General features: G+C 59.0%; 13 protein-coding genes. 4 read left to right on the top strand and 9 right to left on the bottom strand.

The features are described from left to right. Positions 1-21: 21 nt before the first annotated feature. Positions 22-3,285 (bottom strand): hypothetical protein, encoded by a 3,264-nt coding sequence (locus RHM62_RS12470; protein ID WP_322122415.1) that lies wholly within the window; start codon positions 3,283-3,285, stop codon positions 22-24. A gap of 168 nt (positions 3,286-3,453) precedes the next feature. Between RHM62_RS12470 and RHM62_RS12465 the strand changes: the two genes are divergently transcribed. Then, complete coding sequence (locus RHM62_RS12465) at positions 3,454-4,512, top strand: DMT family transporter (protein ID WP_322122414.1); 1,059 nt, start codon at positions 3,454-3,456, stop codon at positions 4,510-4,512. A gap of 11 nt (positions 4,513-4,523) precedes the next feature. On the opposite strand, the gene RHM62_RS12460 is transcribed toward RHM62_RS12465, so the two are convergent. The 6 genes from RHM62_RS12460 to RHM62_RS12435 form a co-directional block, all read right to left on the bottom strand. Continuing rightward, entirely contained in the window at positions 4,524-5,516 is a 993-nt protein-coding gene (locus RHM62_RS12460; RefSeq protein WP_322122413.1) for a hypothetical protein, read from the bottom strand. 141 nt (positions 5,517-5,657) lie between these two features. Beyond that, positions 5,658-7,955, bottom strand: a complete 2,298-nt coding sequence (locus RHM62_RS12455; RefSeq protein WP_322122412.1) for a hypothetical protein — start codon at positions 7,953-7,955, stop codon at positions 5,658-5,660. 2 nt (positions 7,956-7,957) lie between these two features. After that, the gene (locus RHM62_RS12450) at positions 7,958-9,181 is read right to left on the bottom strand and encodes an NEL-type E3 ubiquitin ligase domain-containing protein (RefSeq protein ID WP_322122411.1); all 1,224 of its coding nucleotides are present in this window, start codon (positions 9,179-9,181) and stop codon (positions 7,958-7,960) included. 296 nt (positions 9,182-9,477) lie between these two features. Next, positions 9,478-12,231, bottom strand: coding sequence for an EAL domain-containing protein (locus tag RHM62_RS12445; RefSeq protein WP_322122410.1), 2,754 nt, complete (start codon positions 12,229-12,231; stop codon positions 9,478-9,480). Then, positions 12,228-12,671 carry a phosphate ABC transporter substrate-binding protein gene (locus RHM62_RS12440; protein WP_322122409.1) on the bottom strand — a complete coding sequence of 148 codons (444 nt, stop codon included), beginning with the start codon at positions 12,669-12,671 and terminating at the stop codon, positions 12,228-12,230. The genes RHM62_RS12445 and RHM62_RS12440 overlap by 4 nt, the downstream gene beginning before the upstream one ends. Further along, positions 12,671-13,945: a porin gene (locus RHM62_RS12435; RefSeq protein WP_322122408.1), complete on the bottom strand. Its 1,275-nt coding sequence runs from the start codon at positions 13,943-13,945 to the stop codon at positions 12,671-12,673. Before RHM62_RS12435 ends, RHM62_RS12440 begins: the two co-directional genes overlap by 1 nt. Positions 13,946-14,223: 278 nt before the next feature. On the opposite strand from RHM62_RS12435, the gene RHM62_RS12430 reads away from it, so the two are divergent. The 3 genes from RHM62_RS12430 to RHM62_RS12420 all read left to right on the top strand — a co-directional run bounded on the left by RHM62_RS12430 (position 14,224) and on the right by RHM62_RS12420 (position 16,305). After that, positions 14,224-15,030 (top strand): transporter substrate-binding domain-containing protein, encoded by an 807-nt coding sequence (locus tag RHM62_RS12430; protein ID WP_322122407.1) that lies wholly within the window; start codon positions 14,224-14,226, stop codon positions 15,028-15,030. A 79-nt stretch (positions 15,031-15,109) separates the two neighbouring features. After that, positions 15,110-15,769: an amino acid ABC transporter permease gene (locus RHM62_RS12425; protein WP_322122406.1), complete on the top strand. Its 660-nt coding sequence runs from the start codon at positions 15,110-15,112 to the stop codon at positions 15,767-15,769. Positions 15,770-15,855: 86 nt separating this feature from the next. After that, positions 15,856-16,305, top strand: a complete 450-nt coding sequence (locus RHM62_RS12420) for a YXWGXW repeat-containing protein (protein WP_322122405.1) — start codon at positions 15,856-15,858, stop codon at positions 16,303-16,305. A 25-nt stretch (positions 16,306-16,330) separates the two neighbouring features. On the opposite strand, the gene RHM62_RS12415 is transcribed toward RHM62_RS12420, so the two are convergent. Together RHM62_RS12415 and RHM62_RS12410 are read right to left on the bottom strand one after the other, a co-directional pair. Beyond that, a complete protein-coding gene (locus RHM62_RS12415; protein WP_322122404.1) occupies positions 16,331-16,738 on the bottom strand; it encodes a hypothetical protein in 408 nt (135 codons plus the stop codon). Between the two features lie 167 nt (positions 16,739-16,905). After that, complete coding sequence (locus tag RHM62_RS12410) at positions 16,906-17,220, bottom strand: hypothetical protein (protein ID WP_322122403.1); 315 nt, start codon at positions 17,218-17,220, stop codon at positions 16,906-16,908. Between the last annotated feature and the right edge of the window lie 82 nt (positions 17,221-17,302).

Raw genomic sequence — 17,302 nt, 5'->3', positions numbered from 1 at the left:
ATTACCGGCCTCCCGGATGGGCTAGCGCCGCGAAGCGACTTTCAAGCCATCGATTGGCGGCGTGGCAGCAGGTTCCTTCTCTGCCAGGTCAACCGAAACCTTCAGGTGGTTGGCAGGAGCCGCCAGCGTAACGGTTGCGGCGACAGTTTGCGGCGATCCCATTAGCGACCATGCACCCGCACCAGCGCAGACCACGACGACGGCAACCATCGTGCTGCGCACGCGCCGCCACACTTGCGGCAGCGCCGGCGCGGCGTCGTCTGACAATACGGCGCTGGCACGCAGGCGCCAGTCATCCTGTCCCGGCTGTCCGGCCGACAGCCGCGCCAGCAGCGCGCGCGCCAGGTCTTCCGATTCGGCATGCCGGCGCTGTGCATCAAGCTGCGCGTCGCAGGCCTGTTTTGCAACGGCGCTGGCGCTGCGTTCGGCGTCGAGACGCGCGGCTTCTGCCCCGGCCAGTTGCCGTGCCAGTGCGCTGGACTGACTCGCCAGTGCATCACGCGCAGCGTTCTTCTGCAGTGCGATTTCTTCAGTGCGGATTTTTTCCTGCAAGGCCAGCTGTGCCTGTTGCTGGACGAATGCCCGTTGCCGCTGCTGCAGCGCGGTGCTGGCAGCGTGCTGTTCGGCCGCGCTGGCCTGACGCAATTCGCGTTCGACCTGTTCGTGCAGACGCGCCAGCTCGGCTTGCTCCTGCAACAAAGTGGCGCGGGCGCGGGCTTCGCTGCAGGCCTGCTGCTCGGCGTTGGCTTTGTCCTGTGCGGCTGCCAGTGCCAGATTGGCGGCAGCGTGACGCTCCAGCTCGACGCGATGCTGTTGCTGCAGGCAGTCGCTGGCTTGCTGTTCCATCGTTGCGCGTTCGGATTCGAGGCGGGTCAGTTCGGCGGCGGTCGCGGCTTGCTGCTGCAGCGCTCCGGCGGCTGCGGTGCGCGCTTGCGCGACCGCGTCGGCTTCGACCAGCAATTGCTGACAGGCATCGCGCTCGGCTTCGGCGGCGATACGGGTTTGCTGTTCGGCGTGCTGGCAGGCGGTCGCCAGTTCGCGCCGCTCGGCAACAGCTAGCAAGCCGGCTTCGATATCGGCTTGCGCGGCTTGTTCGGCTGCCAGCGTTTCTTGCGAGACGTCGAGCAGGCGCTGGCTGGACAAGTGGCGCTGGCGTGCGGTTTCCTGTTTCCGGCGGATCACGTCCAATGCCTGTTGTTCGATGGCGGCGCGCTGACGCTGGACGCTGGTCAGCGCGACCGCATCGCGTGCGCTTTGCAGCGCGATGCGTGCAGCGCTGCGTTGCAATTGCGTGCTGGTGGCGAGTTGTTCCAGCGCATGCCGGGTGGCATTGGATTCGGCATCGGTGGCCTGGCGCAACTGGCGCTCTGACTCAGCTTGTTCCTGCAGCAGGCTGGCCTGTTGCTGTTCGGCGCACAGGCGTACTTGCGCGGCATCGTCGGCCTGGCGGGCAGCGGCCAGTTTGTGGCGTGTTACCAGCATCGTTTGCGCGATGGTGTCGCTGCTGCGGCGCTCGGTATCCAGTTGTTCCTGCATGAGCGCCAGCGCTTGCTGCTCGGTGTTGGCCCGATCCTGCGCCAGTCGCGTCAGCTCGACCGCATCGTGGGCAGTGGCGAGTGCGGCGGCGGCCGCCTGGCTGCGCAAGTCGGCTTGCGCCAGTTCCTGTTCGAGCGCCAGTTGGCCGGCGCGTATTGTGGTTTCGGTCACTTCGCGCGCGGCGTGGCTGGCTTGCTCTTGCAGACGCAGGCAGTCGGCTTCGGTCAGTTCGGCCTGCGCCAGCGCATCGGCTTGTGCCTGCGCGGCGGCAGCGGCGTCGCGCTTTTCGCGGATCGCATCAACGGCCCGTTCCTCGGCGTCAAGGCGGGCCTGTTCGATGCGGATCAGTTCGGCCGCTTCGCTTGCTTTGAGTGCGGCAACGTCAGCACTTTGCTGCTGCAGGTCGGCATAGTCGGCCAGAGCGGCGAGGCGCTGTTCTTCGGCGGCGCTGAAGTTCGCGGCAATGACGCTGGCGGCTTGTTCGCTTTCGATGCGACGGGCAGCGAGAGCGAAGGCGCGCTGTTCTTCACTGCTGCGTTCGACCGCCGCTTGGGTGGCCAGCTTGTCGGCTTCGGCACGCTGGCGCGCTTCGTCGCCGGCACGGGCTTCGGCGGCCAGTCGCTGGCGTGCCTGGGCATCGGCGTGATGTTCGGCTTCGACCCGGGCGATGGCGACGTTTTGTAATTCGCGTTCGACGTGCAGCCGGTTTTCGGTAGCGGCACGAATCTGTTCTTCGGCATCGCGACGGGCCTGGGCCGAGGCCAGCGCCAGTCCTTCGGCGTGCTCGCGGCGCAAGGCGGCGTCGTGCATGTCGAGCTCGGCCTGCAGGCGTAATTGCAGGGATGCCAGGGCGCGCTGCTCGGATTCGGTTCGCGCGACTGCGGTGGCATGGTGTTCGATTTCGGCGGCAGCGCGCATCCGCGATTCTTCGCGCGCCTGGACTTCGACGGGAGCGCGGCGCAAGGTCGCAGCCAGTTCTTCGGCTTCGGCACGCTCGCGCTGGTTGACCAGTTCGATCGCTTCGCTGCGGGCCGCGACCAGCATTTCGGTGGTCAGGCGGGCGCTGCGTTCGCGCTGTTCAAGTTCGCGCGCCAGTTCGGTGATGCGGACATCGGCGCGGGCGCGGCCTTCGGCTTCGAGCTGCGCGCCGTACTGGGCGATCTGGCGCTCAGACGCGAGGCGACGCGTGGTCTCGGTGATGTCGGCCAGTTTTTCGGCGGCGGCCAGCGCATTGTCGGTCAGCAGGGTGTCGGCTTGCGCTTGTTCGGCGGCACGTTCACAGGCATCGCGTTCGGCGCGGCTGCGCAGTTCGGCGGCGGCACCGGCGCGGCTGTCGGCATCGGCGCGGGCGCGCAGTTCGCTGATTTCATGATTGGCGGCGGCGGTGCTGGCGTCGCTGGCCACGCGCGCGGCGCGTTCGGCCTCGAGCAGACTGCGGCTGGCGTTGATGGCCAGCGCATCGGCGCGTGCACTGGCGTGCGCTTCGGCGCTGGCGGCAGCGTCGAGACTGGCACGATCAGCGGCCTGAAGACGGGCGCGGGTTTCGGCACGGATGCGGTTTTCGGCAGCGACAGTGGCGGCGGTTTCGGCTTCGACGCGGCTGATCGCTTCGCGGATCGAGCGCAGGTCGAAGCCACTGCCGATCAGCTCCGGATCCTGCATGATCAGATCGTCGCTGACCGGATGATCATCATGCAGGGTGCCGCCGCGTTGCGAGAGGTTCTTGTGCATTGCCTGATTGTGTTCCATGTCATCTCCGGTCCTGATTGCGTAAATGCCGACGATGTGATTATTGCCGTATGCACCAAAAATCGAGCAGTCGATCAGAGGGCAAAAAACCGGCTTGTTCGCCCGTTGGACGGTGGCCGGAACGACGCGCCGGTGGCATCATGGCGATCCCTCTGAAGGAGTCACACCATGGACTTGTCCCATCCTGTTCCACGCAACGGCATTGCTGCTGCCCTCGGCGCGGCCTTGCTGTTCGGCGCGGCCACGCCGCTGGCGAAGTGGCTGCTTGGCAGCGTCGGTCCGTGGATGCTGGCCGGCTTGCTGTATCTCGGCTCCGGGCTCGGCCTGATGCTGTGGCGTCGACTGGTCCGTGCGCCACGCGTGCAGCTGCCGGCGGCTGAACGGCGCTGGTTTGCCGGCGCGATTCTGGCCGGCGGCGTCATCGGTCCGGCCTTGCTGATGCTGGGATTGACGCGCTTGCCGGGCGCGACGGTGTCGCTGATGCTCAATGCCGAAACGGTGTTCACCGCGCTGCTGGCATGGTGCGTGTTCCGTGAAAACGTCGACCGCCGCATCGCCTTCGGCATGGCCGTGATTCTTGCCGGCGCCTTGCTGCTGAGCTGGTCCGGCACGGGTGGCTTGCCCGACCTCTGGCCGGCGCTGGCCGTGCTTGGTGCCTGCCTGGCCTGGGGCATCGACAACAACCTCACGCGCAAGGTGTCGCTAACCGACGCAACCTGGATCGCCGGCGTCAAGGGATTGGTAGCCGGACCGGTCAACCTCGGCATCGCCTTCGGCCTTGGTGCGCCATTGCCGTCAGTGACGGTCACTGCCGCGGCGATGCTGTTGGGATTACTGGCGTATGGCGTCAGCCTGAGCTGGTTTGTCGTGGCGCTGCGCCATCTGGGCAGTGCGCGCACAGGAGCTTATTTTTCGGTAGCACCGTTTTTTGGCGCGCTACTGGCGGTGCTGGGTGGCGAGACCGTCACGCCGACCTTGCTGGCGGCCGGTGCGCTGATGGCTATCGGCGTCGTGCTGCATCTGACCGAGCGGCACGCCCATGTCCATCATCATGAAGTGATGGCGCATGCGCATCGTCATACGCATGATCTGCATCATCAGCATGAGCACGAAGGCGATGAGGATGTCTACGCTGACGGCAGTCATAGCCATCCGCACCGGCATGATGAACTGCTGCACGCGCATGCGCATTTTCCGGATGTGCATCATCGGCATGGGCATGGGTGAGGGTGGCTGCATCAGGGTATGAGTCGACTGGCAGCGAATTGTGCCGCGGTCGGGCGCGTCGGTCGGTTGGCGTCTTTGGCCAGGTCCACGGCTTCTTGCAGGGCCTGCAACTGGGCTGCGGAATGGACGAAGCGCGGACCGCGATCGCGGCGGCCCCGGCTGATGATATCGGCTAGCGCATTGTCGGTGCTCTCACCAGTTCGTAACAGCGCCTCGCGGTAGGCAATCAGGGTGGCGTTGCGGCCGATGCCGGCGTAGCTGATGACCGTGGGATCGGGTTGCCTGTCTGATGACAGTTGCGGTGTGGAGAAGATTCTCTGGTTGTACTCGCTTTGCCTTTGTTTGTGCATGTTCATCAATGTGCTGGCACGCTGTATTTCCCTCGGCTTGAGTAACTTTTCGGTGAACTTTAACCCAGCTTGCGTGATCAGCATTGTTTTGGATTCCCCTGTCATACAGTCCCTCGCGTAGAGCTCGTAGCAGCAGTGGTCACTGTCCTCATCAAGTGTAATTTTTTCTAGACGGTATAAATCGAATCGGTTCGCTATTAACAGGGCCGCACCTTTTTTGTTTTTCCACGCACCAAGCAGCTGGTCAAGAATGCTACTTTCTCTGGAGCGTTCTTTTGATGGGTTTTTCGTATAGGCATGCGCCTTACGGGAAACAAATTGGAAAAGACCATTTCCGGATTCAAGGCCGTGTATCAGGAATCTTTCACAAAAGCGAAATTCTTGTGGCGATTGACCTGCAATGGCAGTTCGTACGACAGGTCGATCCTGGCTGTTGTCCGCCAATCGGCCATGTGGCCGAGCAAATTGAATTTGATTGGCATGTACAAACACGGTATTTTTTTTTTCATTGGAGCCGATTTGTATATTGGTGCCGACCTCTACGTTAACGGCGCCTTTAAACGGACAAATAACGTCTGCAACATTTTCGCCGACATCTTCTTTGCCAAGCGTTAGTCCGACCCGGTTTTGTCTATCTAGTAAGTTATTCCACAAGGTACGGCAACGCTCTGTTATTGAGTTTGTTGAGCGACGAAATTGTTGGGACGCCGTGCGTTCAATTGACGATCGGACTGGTCGGGGACTGACAGGAGATATTCCAGACATGATGAGTTTTCTGAGAGTGAGATTGGGTAATCAATTCAAATGGTGATCACAGATCGGGGATTCGTCGCGTCCCGATTTAGGCAGGTGGAGGTCGTAATGATTTTGCGATAGCCAGAGAATCGGCCAATGGCTGAACCTGTCGATGATATGGACCGGATGCAAGGCGCACGCCGCATCTTGTTGTAATGCGTGTTCGATTTCTTGCGCCAGTGCCGATCCGCTTGGTGCGGCAATACGCAGTTCACCGGATACATTGAGCTGTCTGCCCGCTTCTCCATACGAGACGCTGGAACCGGTTTCGATGACCAGTACCGGCAGGCCAAGTGCCCGATGTAGTGTGACCGGCAAGTTGCTGCTTGCGGGTGAGCCTGGCATGGTCAGCCCTTCAATCTCGCTCATGAATGCGCGGTCAGTGCCGCGAAACGGTGCCGCCAAATGTAATTGCAGTTGGCGCAGGAAGGATTCGATACTGCGACCGGAAAATATGCCGTAGTCGCCAGCAGGCAGGAGATTCTCTATTTTTCCGGCTGGGCCAAGGCGCGCAGCGGCAGTTGACAGTGCCGTATCGCCAGGCGGAAGACCCTGCATGAAGGCGCGCACATCCTGTTGATAAAGCTGCGCAAGGTGTTTGAGAAGGTTCGCTTTGATTGGTATCAGCGTGTTGTCCGGATCAGAAATGGACCGTAATCTGGCTTCAAGAAATTCAGGCGCAGCACAAGCAAAAACGGATAGCCATGAGGCACGCAACCAGCATGCATTGTCGTGGCTGCCATGATGAGCCCGTGCGCTGATATCTTGCAGGCAATGGGTCTGCATGAGTCGATGGCGTAGTTCATTGATGGCGTCCGGTTGATTGGATTGCCCGAATAGTGGAACAGACATTTCGACGGAAGAGGCAGGCAATCGATTCGAAAATCCTCGAACGCACATCAGCAGTTGCGAAATATTGCTGACGTTGTGTTCTGTAAATGTTTTTTGCTGCGCCAGTTCAATTTCTTGCAAATCGATTTTTCTTTTCTTCTGCAGTTGGGAGATTTCCTGCTGGCGGTTTTCTTTGTTAATCTGATTTTTGGTCACTGCGACGAGTAGTTCTTGCTCATGATTTTTCAGATAATCGGGAACCGGTATATCAATTGCATCAGCCAGCAATTCGTAACATACCAGCGGGTAGATCGGCATTGCAGGATCGGCAACTTGTTTGGCTTGCAGGTGTTCCAGGGCCTGCATGAAGACGTGATTCACTACCTCGCGCTTGGTGTCTGCAATCTGCCATTTCCCATCCACCTGAATTTTCCAGGCTTGCGTATCTTCTTCCGTCGAATAGAAGTCGCGCTTTACACCTTCCAGAAACGTGGGGACGAAGTCATCACCGGATTGCGCGATGTGCCCGGCTAATGGTGCTTCATCAGTAATGTAGGGGTATCGTGAAGTCGGTGCTTCTTGCAAGCTGTCCTTGATCAATAACGCGTGCTCGCTAAAGCTAAAAAACGTCGCCAGTTCAGGGCTGTGATTTGCAATTACTTTAATGAAATTTTCATACGGTAGGTCGATGTAAGTTTCTACCAGTGAGGCCAATTCAATAATTTTTTCTGGCGTCTGATGCGATCGCGGTGAGGTGCCCGGATCAATATCTATTGGGATGTTGCGAGATTGATTTGGCGTGCAAGTTGAATCATTCCACACCTGATAATTTAGCAAGTCGACTTTGACGGCGTTGTTCGCTGCCCCGTTAGTTTGATCATCCGAAAGCACTGACAACAGCTCGTTGACTACGACTTCCGCTTTGGTGCGATAACCAGCGAATGCTGCGGGGTCGATACAGGACGCATCGGGATTTTTTGCTGGCAACATTGCGATCCGAAATACCGGTTCGCTGAAGGCATTCATTACGCTTTCTCTTACTACCAAAGCTAAGCCGGTCTTGAGCAGGTGCTGATTTTCCTGAGCTGGATTCCTGAATTCCGGCGGTAGCTTGTGCTCTAGAAACAGATTGGTGCTGGCTTGTGAGGCAAGCACTGCAGCGCGTGCGGCAAGTTGCCGATTGCCACGGCTCAGGTTTTCCAGCATCGGCAACGGTTGTTGATCCGCTTGCGATACAAGCAGATTAGCGATGCGTTCGCGTACAGAAGGGTTGCTGCGTAGTGCTGCCGGTAACTGGCTAGGCGCAGAACATATCGCCGCATTCTGTTCTGCTTCAGCGGCGGTGTTTGAACTCGACGAAGGCAAACTATCTGACCGGCTTTCAGACATGTCCGAATTGAGTGAGTCTGTCCCCGACAACGGATGCGAAATAACCAGGCGAGAAAATGAGTGGATTAAATTTTCCATGATTAACCAAAATACGCAGGTAGAGGCTGAGCTGATTCCGCTATGAAATCAGCGCGATGGTTGACCAGAAATTCACGGGTTTTCTGGCCGACCAACTGGCTTTCCCAATCGGCTAATTGATGCATCAGGCCATCGACCGTGGCCCGGTAACGCTCTTCATTCATTCCGTGTTCCAAGCTTCCTTCGCGCTCGCGCGCATCTTCCCGATCGCTCAAGGCATCCTGATAAAGCTGAGTGAGCAGAGCAAAATCCGGCTGGTGTTCCGGCTGCTGCTTGACATGCTTCACCCAAGGTTTCCACGTGCTCATGAAGTCGACAACATGCTCGCCATCGTTGGCAATCGTTCGCTCTTTTACGGCGTCTGCAATATGGGTCGCGATCTGTCTGGTGATAAAACTGGAGTCAAGGAATCGGGGACGCGGCTGATGGTTGGGCAATTGAAGTTCTCCCTGCAAATAATAGGTCGCGGCCAGATAGTCCTGAATGCCTTCAAGTCGTATCCCTCCCATGTGCCGGCTCAACATGCCCGTCTGCGCATGCACTTCATTGAGTCTGAAAAAACTGATGCCATGGTTGTACAGGTCAACCTGGTCAATCTCGCCGCGTGTCAGGCGGGAGAGCAAAGCGGCGTCTTCCATCTGTCCCAGGCAAAAATCCGTCCGGTCCGTACAGTTGGTCAGGCCTTCCATCGCGAGACGGGCGACTTCGCTGCGTAGCTCCGGATCAAGATGGATGTTCCTGGTCACGGTGTGCAGTCGCGCCGAGATCTCGTTGAGCTTTGCAGTGGTGATGTCAGGCAAGCGCAAAATTTTCCGGCTTTTTATCAGCGTCCTGAGCTCGGACGGAATCCTGAGATCGTTTGTCGATAAATGTTCCAGATACGCGCGTCCGGACAACGCAGCCACGGCGGGATCGGCTTCAACTTCCGCTTGCGCCGGACGGCTGCGCCGGTTTTGCATGGACGGCACGGTGACGAGCTCGTGATCCTGCTCGTCATTGATGCGTAGATCTGTCAGCGTCAGATCGCGGCAGAGTCGCTCAAGCGTGGCTTGATTACTATGACGGCGCGACCCTGCGAGTGACCTTGATGCGCTATCACCGGAACCGGACTGTGCGGCATGTGATGTAGAGGCGATGTCCTGTGAAGGGGAAGACGGGCTAGTGCGAGGCGACGCATCCTGATTGACGAGTCGGTTGATCGAGGCATTGTTGATGGTGTTTGACATGGCGGACGTTTGAACAAGGTTATTCGGAATGAGCCAGGATCGATGACGGTGATCGTGCTCGGGTTCTGAGTTCGTAGTCCTGATTAAAGACCTGTCGTTTCTGACACTGCCCGGCCGGATCGGGCTGGAAGATGCCGAAACTGTCCGTGAGTGCGCCATGGCCCGGATCGGTTCCAAATTATTTTAAGCAGCGGTCGCGGCGTCGGGGGGAAATGGTTCAGAGAGGTGGCGCTTGAAGAATCCGTCTGGACGGAGCTTGGCCTGATGGCTTGTGGACGCTATTTAATTGTGTGCAATTAACCAGCGTCTTCGGTCAGCATCCGTACCGGTGATGCAGATGGCCGCTGCCCCGCAAACACCTCGAACTCCGCTACCGGCAATGGCCGGCTGAACAGGTAGCCCTGATACGCATGGCAGCCGGCGTCGGCGAGGTAGCTGCGCTGCGCATCCGTCTCGACGCCTTCGGCGATGATGCCCAGGCCCAGCGTATTGGCCAGCGCGATGACGGTGCGGACGATGGCGGCGTCGTTCGGATCAGTCAGGATATTGCGCACGAAGGACTGGTCGATCTTGAGCTGGTCCAGCGGCAGCAGCTTCAGGTACGACAGCGATGAAAAGCCGGTGCCAAAATCGTCCAGCGAAAAATGGATGCCGGTTTCCTTGAGCGCCTGCATTTTCTCGATAATCTGGTCGAGGTTGGCCGCCAGCAGGCTTTCGGTCAGTTCGAGCTTGAGCCGCTGCGGCCGCGCACCGGTGCGGTCGAGTACCGCAATGACCTGCGCGACAAAGTCGCTTTGCTGGAATTGCCGGGCGCTGACATTGACGGCAATCGTCAATGCTTCCATCGAGGGCACAGTGGCCCAGCACGCCAGCTGCCGGCAGGCGGTTTCCATGACCCAGGTGCCGATTGGCAGGATCAGGCCGGTGTCCTCGGCTACCGGGATGAACTCCATCGGCGAGACCATGCCGCGTTGCGGATGCTGCCAGCGCACCAGCACTTCGGCACCGCTCAGCTGATCGCCATCGGCGATTTGTGCCTGATAGTGCAGCACAAACTGCTGCTGCTCGATGGCGGCATGCAAGTCGCGCTCCAGCGTGGCACGCGTTGTGGCCGCCGCTTCCATCGCAGGATCGAAAAAACGCACCGCGTTGCGACCTCCAGCTTTCGATTTATACATGGCCAGATCGGCTTGCTTCATCAATACCTCGCTCGAGAATCGCCGGTCGTTGAGCAGCGTCACGCCGATGCTGGCCGTGCTGCGATAGGCGACGTCGTTGAGCAGGTAAGGATGATCGAGTGCAGACAGGATCTGCTGGCTGATGCTCTTGACCCGGGCCATGGCAGCCGGGCCGTCACTGCCGAGGCCTGCCAGCAGCACGACGAACTCATCGCCGCCGAGACGGGACACGCTATTGCCGGCACCGATACACGCAACGATTCGTTGTGCGACCTGTACCAGCAGTGCGTCGCCCATGTCGTGGCCGAGGGTATCGTTGATCGCCTTGAAGTAGTCGAGGTCGATGAGCAGCAAGGCGGCATGCTGGTTACCGGCGGCACTGGTTGCGATGAGCTGGCGCAACAGGTCCTGCAGCAGTGTCCGGTTCGGCAAGCCGGTCAGCGGGTCAAAAAAGGCGAGCTCATGGATCTTGTTTTCAGCCTGCTTGCGCTCGGTGATGTCGTACTGCGAGCCAACATAATTGACCAGCACACCGTCGTCGTCCCTGACCGCCGAGATGGTCAGCCATTTCTGGAACGCGTTGCCGTCGGCATGGGTTTGCCAGATCTCGCCTTGCCAGATGCCGCTGTGATTCACGCTGCGCCACATCGCCAGATAGAAATCGGCATCGTGGTGGTTCGACATCAAACGGTCTAGACTTTTTCCCACCAGATGGTCGGCCTGATGCCCGGTGTTGCTGGCGAAGGCCCGGTTGGCTTGCAGGATCATCCTGTTGGCATCGGTAATGAGCATCGCTTCTTGGGAATCGAAGGCGGTGGCGGCGATGCGTAATGATTGTTCGGTACGCTTACGTTCGGCAATGTCGTGCCGGCGACTGGACCGCAATTGCCAGCTCATGCTCCACAGTAGCAGCGTCACCAGAATCAGCAGCACAGTACCCGCCGTGGCACCACGCAGATAGTCACTACGGGTGCGTACAAAGTTTGCCAGTTGCTCGTGATCTGACAAACCGGCGATGACGACCAGCGGAAAATCGACCAGCTTGCGCGCGCTGACCTGGCGCGCAACACCATCACTGTCTGCGGAGGCGAGGACGGCACTATGAGCGTCGGCGGCACCAGCCATCAGGAATGCCGGATCGACCGCTTCGCCATCCGAGAGCAGGTCGCCGCTGCGCCGGACCCGGAAGCGGCCGTCATCGCCGACGATACCGAGCAGTCCCTGCTGGCCGAATTTGCTTTCTTCGTAACCGCTCACGAAGTGATCGGTGGCCACTGACAGCGTGACGATGCCGGCAAAGTTGCCATTGGCATTGATGAGCCGGCGACTGAATAGCAAGCTGGCTTCGCCGGTGATGGGGTCGTACTGGGGCTGGCTGATCGATAACCGGCCGGTGGCACGGGTGGCGCTGAATTGCGGATCGTCGCTGATGTTCGATGGCCGCGCGGAGCGGGTGTCGGCCACGATCTTGCCATCCTGATCGGCGATGCGGATGACGAACAGTAGCTCCGATGGCAGCATGGCCTTGGCTTTCAGTTCCTGTAGTACCGTGTGTTGCCCGCTGAGTTCATAGGCGTACTTGACCAGGTTTAAGGTTTGGTCGATGTCACGCAGGGCACGTAATACCTGTGCTTCATAAGTCGTTACCAGTTCGCGACTGAGCACCGAAATGGCTTGTTCGGCATTGCTGCGCTCAATGCTGATGAAGTGCAGTGTTGCCATCCAGAGCAAGGCCAGGAAGCAGAGTGAAAACGCCGGGAACAGCATCGTCGATTCGGGCACGGTATAGAGCCACGCGCGCAAGCGCGCAGCCGGACTGTGCCGGACCGCGACCAACGGCACGGGCAGGGCGCGCCGCCAGAATCCGTTCATGGCGATGGCAGGGCTCGCATGCTGGCGTCGATCATTCCGGGATCGAGGTAGCCGATTGCGCGCGGATTATTGGCGATCAGTTTTTTCAGGTCGCTGGTGCTGGCGGCTTCTTTGGGGGGCTGGCCGCGGCCGGTAAAAATCAGCTTCGACCAGTGCGCCCTGATTTGCGCCGGCGACTTCGCGGCATAGCTCGCATAGAACTCGTCACGCAGCGGCGTGCCGACAGCCAGGTCGATCGGGATCACCGGTTCGCCATTGACCAGCATGCTGGCGTTGCCGAGGAACAGGTTGGCGATCTGGTTCCTGCTCAGTTCGGTTAGCGGGCTTTTGGCCGAGACGACGGCCACGACATCGGCCACTGCCCCGGCACAGGACAGGCTGAGCACAAGGCTGGTGGCCAGCATTGCCAGGCAGCAGGATTTGCGCGCGCGGGTCTTCATCAGAAGACGAAATCGACGGTGAGGCTCAGTACATTGAAGCCGGCATCCGGCCGGTAGCCAGGGGTGATGTGGATCAGTCCGGCCGAAGAGCCCGCCGTTGGTCGCGTATGGTCAAGTTGCAGCTTGAGCGCGACGTTGCTGCCAACATCCCAGCGTGTTCCCAGCGAAATCGTGGCACTGGTGCTCGGTCTGAGCAGCGCATTGAGGGCACCATTGAGCGCACCGGCGCTGCCTGCTGCAAAGGCAGGCAGGCCCGCCGGATCGAGTCCCGGGTCGCTTGTCGGGCTGTGTTTTTTTGAGGTCGAATAGGTCAGATACGGGGTCCACGTCCCTAGCCGGTAACCACCGCTGGCATACCAGGCGGTCTGGTTACCGAGGACCGACGAGAATTTACCGCTGCCCCATTCGCTCATCAGGAACCAGTCGCCTGGATCGTAACTGGCACCCAGCGACAGGAATGAAATCGGCTTGTGGTCGAAACTGTAGTTATCCGCAATGACTGTGCCGGCCGGACCGAATTGGCGGTACAGGTTGAAGAAGGCATCACTGCTGGGGACAATGATCCTGCCGCGCTGGTACGACACGCGCAAGGTGGCCGGTCCGCTACTGAAGGTATTGAACAGGCCGGCGATATTTTGAACTTTGCTTGGTGACGACAGACCGGGACTGCGGAGCACGTCGCTGCCGTAGCTCAGTTGCAGCGTGTTGGTGGCTTCGCCGATATAGCTGCGGTAACTCGCATCAATGCCATCGTTGGCCGTCATCGGAATCATGCGGCTATACAGTTCGACCGGTGGCCGAACCCAGGGCATTGCATAACCGACGTTTCGGTAATCACCTGCAAGGAAGGTCGGAAAGGCGATGCGGCCGACCCGGACCGTGAGGTCGGGCGTGATGGCGTACTTGATGTTGGCCCACTCAACGGTAGGCCGGTAGCTGTTGTCGTACTGCTGCTGCGAGATGACCTGAAAGACCGCCGACAGGCTCGGTGTGATGGTCGCCGCAATTTGCAGGCCGAGCCGGGTGTCGAGGTCGGGACTCCAGTTGCGGCTTATCCCGGTGCCGTTGGGTTTAGTCGATGGACTGTTGGTGTAATCGGCCCGGTGTTCGCTGGAGCGGGCCATGCCGATAGTGCCGAAACCGCTGATCATAAAGGTCGGCAGCGTGCTGGTCGCGCTATCGTCGGCGCGGGCGGAGGAGGCAGCCAGCAGGAGCGCGGACAGTGCAATTGATGTCAGGCGTGTCGGGAAAATCGTATCGGTGCTGCTTGACATGGGCGTCGGTCTTTGCGGTTCAATAAGAGGCAGTCAAGCTGGCCGGCGGTGGCGGAATAATTCCTACGGAAACATAGCAGGTTATTTACGTATGGAAGGCTACTAGTTGGTATATGTTTCTAATTACCAGTGAGTTTGTGTGAAAAATAGCCGTTCCGTAGAGTTTTCATCCCGACGCACCCTCTAAGATCATGCCGTTTAAGTTGTTGGTAATGTCGCTGCATGTCTTTACACTCTGCCTCTTGCGATTATGTTCGCCATCGAACACAAGGAAATTCATGCGTGCAGCACCTGCAAAAAAACTGGCTGGCTTGATGACAGCATTGCTCTTCTCCAGCCTGGTAGTCCATGCCCACGCGGCCGATCTGCTGGCCACCGTGCAAGCGCGCGGCACGCTGAAAGTCGGGGTGGAAGGCACCTACCCGCCGTTTAATTTCAGGGACACCACAACCCGCGCACTGAGCGGTTTTGAAATTGACGTGGCCCGATTGCTGGCGGCGAAGATGGGGCTCAAGCCGGAGTTCACGACCATCGAGTGGAGCGGCATTCTGGCGGGGCTGTCGGCCGGCAAGTACGATGTCATCCTCAATCAGGTGGGCATCACGCCGCAGCGCGAGGCCAGCTTTGATTTTTCTGATCCGTACACCCGCTCGAGTGCGCAATTGATTGTGCGCAAGAACGAGCAGCGCCAGTTCACCAGTCTTGACGACCTCAAGGGTAAAAAACTCGGGGTCGGGCAGGGCACCAATTACGAAGAGCGTGCCAAAGCGGTCGCCGGGGTCGACGTCAAGAGCTATCCGGGCGCACCCGAATACTTGCAGGATCTGGCTGCCGGTCGCGTCGATGCAGCGCTGAACGACAGCCTGATGGTGTCGTATCTGCTGAAAGCGTCGCCATTGCCGATCAAGGCCGGTGCGCCTATCGGCGAAGTCGCGCAGATGGGAATTCCGTTCGTCAAGGGCAATCCGCAATTCAAGGCAGCCTTGAATACCGCGCTGGCGGCCATCATTGCCGATGGCAGTTTTGCCAAGGTCTCCATGCAATGGTTCGGTATCGATGTAAGCAAGGCACCTGCGGCGAAGTAGCCGCGTGTGGATGGTGCTGTGAGCGTCCCCGCACAATGATGCGGGGATTTTTTTTGCTACTGGATAGGCTGGACACACAATGAACCTGACCGAATTACTGACGCTGGCTGCACCGATCATGCTTCAGGGCGTGCTGTACACGGTGCTGTTTGCGCTTGCCTCGATGGTGGGCGGATTGCTGCTGGGGGCGCTGCTGGCGATGGCGCGGCTGCAGCCGTGGCGCGTCTTGCAATGGCCGGCAGCGGTGTATGTCAGCCTGATTCGCGGCACGCCACTGCTGGTGCAGGTCTTTCTGATTTATTACGGATTGCCCAGTATCGGCGTTGAGTTTTCGCCCGTCAGTGCCGGCATCCTCGCACTCAGTCTGAACGCCGGCGCCTTTCTGTCGGAGAGCTTGCGTGGCGCGGTCCAGGGTGTCAGCGCAGGGCAGTGGTCGGCTAGTTACAGCCTTGGTTTGACATGGGTGCAAACCTTGCGGTTCGTGGTCGCCCCGCAAGCATTGCGTATTGCTGTTCCCTCAATGGGCAATACGCTGATCAGCCTGATCAAGGATACGTCGCTGGTATCGGTCATCACCGTCACCGAACTGATGCTGGCAACCAAGGAGGTGATCGCCACGACGTTCCGGCCATTACCGCTGTATGTGACGGCGGCTTTACTGTATTGGTGCCTGAGCATGCTGTTCGAAGTTGTCCAGCGGCGGCTTGAAAAACGCCTGCAGCGCGCCCACCAGCAATAACTAAGGTGTAAGCGGGTTTGTTTAATGCGGATTGTTGTCTATTTCTGGGTATAGTCGACAACAGTTCAACTTATCGGGAGCAAAGAATGAAAAAAATACTTTGCGCTGCGGCCGCCATGCTCGCCTTCAGTTCTGCCACCCTCCTGCCGACCCGGGCCATGGCTCAGGTCAGCGTCAATATCATCCTTGGCGATGCGCCACCACCAGTGCGTTATGAAGTTGTTCCGTCGCCCCGTAACGGCTATCTGTGGGCCCCCGGTTACTGGAATTGGAACGGCAACCAGCACGTCTGGTCGACCGGTCATTGGGAACGCAACCGGATCGACTATCGTTACGACCAGCCGCAATGGCACCAGGAAGGCAACGGCTGGCGACTCGATCGCGGCGGCTGGAAAGAGGACGGCAAAAAATACAAGAAGGACAAGAAGGACAAAAAAGACCGTTATGACGATCGCTATGACGATCGGGATGACCGCGATAACCGGCACGACGGTGGCCACTGTCCGCCCGGGCAGGCAAAAAAAGGTAATTGCTGATCCTTACCGGCAGCAGGCGGATTGATCAGTCGTGCGCGCCGGCCAATAAGCGCGTCATCAGCCCGCGCTTTTTGGGCTTGGCGATGGCTTGGTCGACGATGTCAGCCCATTGCCCGGACAATTGCAGGCAAGTCGCACGAAGTACCGGTGCCATCGTGTGCAGGTTGCCGAGTATTTTCAGGTGACGCTCGATGACGGACGCCAGCTTGATGCAGGCCCCTTCCTGGCGATGCGTGGTGTAGTGCGACATCAGGTGCAATACGGCTGCTACCAGCAATTCCGGTCGCGTCGAGACGACGCCCGGCTCGCTTAACAGGGGATCGATATCCCCGGCGTAGAGAGAAATTCCATCGGATTGTTCCAAGGCCGTGTCCTCTGCCGGCGTCACACCGACAAGGTGCAAGGCTGCAGTGTTGGTCTGAGATAAGTTCATGACATTCCAGTTCTGTGAGTGCAAGGAAAAGTCCTTGCCGGACAAGGCTGGCTGGCGGGACAGGAATCGGGCTGGCTGGCGTCGAATGGTGGCCGAATGCACATGGTGCGCTGGCGTTGGTTGATTATAGATGAGAACGGTTCTCATCTGAGGAAAAGCGACGAACTTTATTTGCGTTTTTTGCGTTCGTTCTGAGCGGTAATTTTTGTGTGCGCCTGGTCGCGCTCGGTCTTGTCCAGCAACTTGCGGGTCGTCACATCCGACAATAATTGATAACTACGCCGGTTGGTTCGCATGTCGACCCGTCGCCAGCCCATCAGCGTAAGCCACTGCCACTGCTCATCGTCGAGGGCGACTTTGATCTTGATCCTGACATTGTGCAGGATCAAGCTACCGCCAACTGGTGGCTTGGTGCCCACCGGTGGTTCCTGGCGTTGTTTCCGGATGTTGAACAGCGTGCGCAGGTGGTGAAGTAAATTCATGGTGTCCGATCGAGTTCGTACCGTGCGAAGAGGATTCGATAATAGCGTCGATGACAGCTGATATTCAAGCAGCAAGTCACCA

It is taken from the genome of Actimicrobium sp. CCC2.4 (assembly GCF_034347385.1).
Lineage (GTDB): Bacteria > Pseudomonadota > Gammaproteobacteria > Burkholderiales > Burkholderiaceae_D > Actimicrobium.
Note: the sequence above shows the minus strand (reverse complement) of the source record. Positions and strands in the feature narration are given on the sequence as shown.